We start from the raw sequence: 5,071 nt of genomic DNA, 5'->3' as shown, positions 1-5,071 counted from the left end.
GTTAAGAATTTAGTCACAGAATTAACTACTATCTTTAAATAACAAATATACAAAATTTTGGATAGGGTAAAATCCCAGCATTAAAACTAGGATAATATTATTTACCAAATATTTTAATTCCATAGCGACGACATTCCGCATACCAGATGATAGCTCCAGATAAAATACCTACAAAGCAAGAAAGTTTAAAAATTGTATATATATATTCTTTTATAAATTCAATAAAAAACTTTAAATCACTTTGTTCAATAGCCATAATGACTATTGAAATCATTAAATAAAATAATACCTGTGCGCAAAAAAGCACAAAAGGAGTACCAACTGTCAAATAGAAGAGTGCTACATATTTTCTATTTTTTTTCATTATTATTACTCTTAGTTTGTGTCTGAATAATTTTTTCAGAACCTGTGCTTATTACAGAATCAAATAAGCCTCCCCCCCCAAGCAGGAATTGAGCTTTCTGTATAATGCCCTGTTATTCCTAAAAAACCTTTATTTGTTTCATGAATATATTTATTTGCTGCTGGATTAAAGATTGGACGTAGTCCTTTTTCTGTATATTTTCCAATGGTGCATGAAAACAATAGAGGCTAAAAATTGGTGCTAAACCAAAATTAATAATTTAAAAAATGAATTATAGAAGTTAGTGACAAGATTTAATGTCACCTTTAATTGGTAAATACACTAAATTTAAGATGTTTATAAATCTGTAACATAAGTGTAATGTGCTTAATTATATGATCACTTATTATCATTTTAAAAATTATTACATTAATGAAGAATAAATTTTATAGTTATCAATTTCATAGCATACAATATTTATTTTTTTTAAATTATGATATTTAAATAAACTAAATTTAATTAGTTGTAATGCTATTTCAGCAGCTTTATCTTTTGGAAATTTGTAAATGCCTGTACTTATATTAGGGAATGAAATAGTGGTTATATTATTTTCATAAGCAAGTTTAAAGCAATTCAAATAACAGTTTTTTAATAATTGAACCTCATTATTATCTCCTCCATTCCAACGAGGTCCTACCGTATGAATCACAAATTGTGCCGGTAAATTTCCAGCAGTCGTAATAACAGCATTGCCAACTTTACAACCACCTTGTTTAGAGCGTATCTTTTGACACCCTTCTAAAATTTGTTTACCTCCTATACGATGGATAGCTCCATCAACACCACTTCCACCTAGTAGAGAACTATTTGCTGCGTTTACAATAGCGTCAACAGTGATTTTAGTAATATCACCATGTATAATTTCAATTTTATTTTTCATTTTAAAAGTGTTTCTATAAATTTTAGAATAGCATTATTTTGTTCTATTCTTTCAGAAGGATCCAACAAGATATTCATTATTTGATCATCTAAAACTAAATCATAAATATCAATATCTAGCCAACCTTTAGACCAAAAATCAATACCAGCAATTTTATTATTTCCTTCTATGACAACTCGTTCCAGAGAACCAAAATCCCCATTGGGATATGAACTATAAGTTAATTTATAATTTTTTAATCTAGGCGCCAATTCTTTTTTAAAATAATTTATATTCATATTTTATATCTTCTATTTTTTGTCAACTACTTTAATATTACTTACATTTGGTGTCAAAGTTCCACCTTGTTTATTTAAAAGGTGTTTTTGTGAAGGTTTTGCATCAGGACCTAACATTTTATACCATCCTTCTTTACCTCCTTTAATTAAGCTTCTAGTTGGGACATCGAATTCTACATAAACTGAACCTTTTGCAGCTGCACCTTTAAAATCATTAACTCCATTAATAGAGATAAATGTTTGTCCCCCTCCACCTTGAACAATTTTTCCTGTACTTTGCATTTGTGCGAGCTCTTGAGGGGACATCCATCGTCCAACTCTTGTAAAACTTATTTCATTAATTATTTGTGTTTCACCTAGTTTTAGCGAAGAACCAATATTATTGACACTATTCCCCCCTTTCCAGCTTTAGGTGGAACAATATCATCAATCTTATTAACAACCTTTCCGGTGTTTCCTGCTAATTTCGATGGTGCTAATACACTGGTTAAAATTGAAGCCACTTCTTCTAGTGATCGTTGATCTCCTTTTTGTGCTTTAGCAAAAACATCACGAACATGATCCCACGTGTCACCATTGATTAATGAAATCATTGCATCTGATGCTGTTTTATTAGTTTTCTTTAAATCATCTAATGCCGTATCGCAATAAGATACCCCAACTGTACAACTTCCTAATGCAAGTATAGCATCTAATCCAGTATCTGCTACAGCAGCACCAAAATCAACAGTATCACCATATGATATCAATATCCCATTAAGAATTTGTGATACTGTATTTTCACCAATTTTTTCTCTAATTTCAGTTTTCCAGTATTCAGCACTGTTTTTATGTTTTTCACGAAACCAATCACCAAGCAACGAATTATTCTCAACCGCATTTTTTCCTGCCGCAACGCCAGTATTGACATCCTGAATATCACCACCGGCAGCGGCTATCGCAAGACCTGTCGCTAGTTGTGATAGGGCACTGATTTGTTGCCTTTCTTCTTGGCTTAGGTCTTTGATGTCTTTATCAGGGTAAAGGATACCCGCAATCACTTCAGCACCGCGTTCACTAGCTGCAGCGCTCAAGCCACCTGCAAGTGCGGAGTTGCCTTGCAGCTCGGCTACCACCGCACCGAGTATCGCATGGCTGACGGTGTTGGCAACGGTGTTTCCTTCGGTCTGTTGTTTGATAATAGTCGCACTTTTTGGCGCAAGTGCCCCTGCAGCTGCCCCTGTCATGTCACCACTGATTAAGCCGTTGATGATACTAACCGCCATGTCAATGCCTTGGCGGGTGCTACTGCCCATCGCTGACATGCCTTGATTCATCGATTCTTTGTAGGCGTCTTCGTAGATTTTTTGTTGCTGCCTACCTTGATGTTAAAACCACTTTTGCTATTGCAAAAAAACACAAAAAACCTCAATAAAATCAATACCTTTCCTGACCGATTTTTTGTAAGTAAAAATAGTGAGTTAATGTGTTTTTTATGTTTTGAATAGAGGGATATATGACACCATGAGCAATACAGCAAATAGGTTTTATTTATTACAAAAGCACATAGAAATAATAATGATTAAAAAGTGGTGTTAAGCCAAAATTAATAATTAAAAAATTAATTATAGCGTTTAGTGACAGAATTAACTGCCACTTTTTAATAACGAACACACTAAGTAAGATAGTGTTAGAATTGTCGGGTTAAGTTTGAGCTACTACAATTAACGGCAACGACTAAAAGCAAGTCTTAATCCTGCACCAATTTCTTCTGCCGTACTATTAATTGGTAAAACAACATTGTCATCATCTGTAAAACCGTCCCTTCCCCATCCCTCAAGCTTTTCGTGATGACTGGGATATATCGTTAATACACCATTTCTAATCTCGATATCCGAACTCATCATGTTTTTAAATAAAGCGCGTTTAGTTTTATAACCATATTTGCTCATCAAATCCGCAACCCAATCGTTATAATTTTTCATGGTCTTATCCAGATCAAAAAAAGTTGCAATTTCACTGATATCGATTATTCGACTTTTCGATAAAGCTGCTAAAGTGGCTTTACCTAAATCTTCATTAGATGCATCTGGTGGCAATAAAATTTGAACTCCATCAGGATCTGCTGTTTTTCTACCATAACCTGAAAAAGTTTCAATATATATAAAATCTTGGTTTTGATATGCTACCGCATAAAACCATTCTTGTTTAGTAAAATCCATTATCTCACCTCTGTTACGATTACTTTGACCCCTCGACTTTTACCATAGTCAATAGCTCTATGAATTTGTTGCCATTGTACTTTATTAGTTGTAGCAGGTACAGCTAAACGAATTTCTCGACGGCTAATATCTGTACTTGATACAGTAGTTTTTCCTAATCGATGTTGTGTAAAATCCGCTGCCGCATCAATATTCTTTTTTAATGTATTATAAATTTGCTTTGGATTTGCCAATTTTGCAGGAGTTGTCGTGTCTAGTGTTTTGACACTAACGGCTTTTTTTGTTACCTCATCATAGTAATCAAATGTTTTAAAGTTTGGCGGTAGTCGCGAACCAGCAGGAAGCTCTTGACCTACAAAATCTTCCCAAGGCATACCTTGCCCTTTTATTCCTTCACCCCATTTTATACCGGTTTCTGCTCTAGACACTGGTTTAGTTATACCTTCAACTTTAACCCATTTGCCACCAATCCATTGTATCGTTTTGCCACCTAATGATGCCGTAGCAACTCCTGCCACATTATAGAATGTCGCCTCTCCTACATCATGGGCTGTCATGCTACCTAGTTCAGTTAATGCTGTTTCAAATGAATCCGCTGGTATTTCTTTATTAAGCCATTCCCTTGGAATTTGAGCAATTTTTTTACCAAATTCCCAAGCATCATTACCTATTTGATTTAACGTATTATCATCAATATATCTTATTGCTTTATCTGCACTATCAATGACTCCATCAACCCATTTACCGGGCGCTTCTTTAATTCCTTCCCAAAGCGCTTCTATTTTCGTGTTATCAGGATAGTATTGCGTTTCTATTTTTTGCCAATCGGTTCCGTCTAAAACTAACTCTCTATATGAATTAAATTTATCATTAAATTCTTGCTTTATTCTATCATATTCTTCTTTCTGACATTGCATATCTCCTGCACAATATTGAACGGCTTCACGCATTTCAACAGCCATTTCATTATTGAGTTGGTTAATCAATTCTTGTAATTCAAGATCATTTTTCTTGCTTAATTCATTTGTTTCTTTAACAACTTGCATTTGGCATTCTTTATCTCCCTTACAAGCCGCATATTTTTTATCTGCTTCTTCAATATCTTTCGTAGTTAAGAAGTTATTCTCAACCGCATTCTTACTCGCCGCTATCGAGGTATTGATGTCTCCTGCATCGCCGCCACTTACTGCGGTTGATAACCCCATCACTAATTGGGTTAAGGCGCTGATGTTTTGTTTTTCAGCTTCAGTGAGGTCTTTGATGTCTTTTCCACCATAGAGGTTATCTAAGATAACTTTTGACGCTAGCT

At 34.3% G+C, this 5,071-nt stretch carries 7 protein-coding genes; all 7 read right to left on the bottom strand.

Annotated features, from left to right (window positions below; all coding sequences use genetic code 11):
• Positions 1–97 precede the first annotated feature (97 nt).
• On the bottom strand, positions 98–364 hold the full coding sequence (locus tag GQ596_RS10850) for a hypothetical protein (protein ID WP_065626446.1): 267 nt from the start codon (positions 362–364) through the stop codon (positions 98–100).
• A 403-nt stretch (positions 365–767) separates the two neighbouring features.
• Positions 768–1,283, bottom strand: a complete 516-nt coding sequence (locus tag GQ596_RS10845; protein WP_160401742.1) for an O-acetyl-ADP-ribose deacetylase — start codon at positions 1,281–1,283, stop codon at positions 768–770.
• Positions 1,280–1,561 (bottom strand): hypothetical protein, encoded by a 282-nt coding sequence (locus GQ596_RS10840; RefSeq protein ID WP_160401741.1) that lies wholly within the window; start codon positions 1,559–1,561, stop codon positions 1,280–1,282. Before GQ596_RS10840 ends, GQ596_RS10845 begins: the two co-directional genes overlap by 4 nt.
• 12 nt (positions 1,562–1,573) lie before the next feature.
• Positions 1,574–1,843: a hypothetical protein gene (locus tag GQ596_RS10835; RefSeq protein WP_160401740.1), complete on the bottom strand. Its 270-nt coding sequence runs from the start codon at positions 1,841–1,843 to the stop codon at positions 1,574–1,576.
• A gap of 80 nt (positions 1,844–1,923) precedes the next feature.
• Positions 1,924–2,877, bottom strand: coding sequence for a VENN motif pre-toxin domain-containing protein (locus tag GQ596_RS10830; protein WP_160401739.1), 954 nt, complete (start codon positions 2,875–2,877; stop codon positions 1,924–1,926).
• Between the two features lie 387 nt (positions 2,878–3,264).
• Positions 3,265–3,762 (bottom strand): contact-dependent growth inhibition system immunity protein, encoded by a 498-nt coding sequence (locus GQ596_RS10825; RefSeq protein ID WP_160401738.1) that lies wholly within the window; start codon positions 3,760–3,762, stop codon positions 3,265–3,267.
• The coding region (locus GQ596_RS10820) for a VENN motif pre-toxin domain-containing protein (RefSeq protein WP_202113804.1) at positions 3,762–5,071 on the bottom strand (1,310 nt) is incomplete at its 5' end. The genes GQ596_RS10825 and GQ596_RS10820, both read right to left, overlap by 1 nt.

The organism is Gilliamella sp. Pra-s60 (genome assembly GCF_009795755.1).
GTDB lineage: Bacteria > Pseudomonadota > Gammaproteobacteria > Enterobacterales > Orbaceae > Gilliamella.
This window is presented reverse-complemented; position numbering and strand designations above follow the sequence as displayed.

Bases quoted from the DNA above. Each gene is read 5' to 3' on its own strand.
- GQ596_RS10845 (WP_160401742.1), bottom strand. From the start codon at position 1,283: ATGAAAAATAAAATTGAAATTATACATGGTGATATTACTAAAATCACT.
- GQ596_RS10840 (WP_160401741.1), bottom strand. From the start codon at position 1,561: ATGAATATAAATTATTTTAAAAAAGAATTGGCGCCTAGATTAAAAAAT.
- GQ596_RS10850 (WP_065626446.1), bottom strand. From the start codon at position 364: ATGAAAAAAAATAGAAAATATGTAGCACTCTTCTATTTGACAGTTGGT.
- GQ596_RS10825 (WP_160401738.1), bottom strand. From the start codon at position 3,762: ATGGATTTTACTAAACAAGAATGGTTTTATGCGGTAGCATATCAAAAC.
- GQ596_RS10835 (WP_160401740.1), bottom strand. From the start codon at position 1,843: ATGCAAAGTACAGGAAAAATTGTTCAAGGTGGAGGGGGACAAACATTT.
- GQ596_RS10830 (WP_160401739.1), bottom strand. From the start codon at position 2,877: ATGAATCAAGGCATGTCAGCGATGGGCAGTAGCACCCGCCAAGGCATT.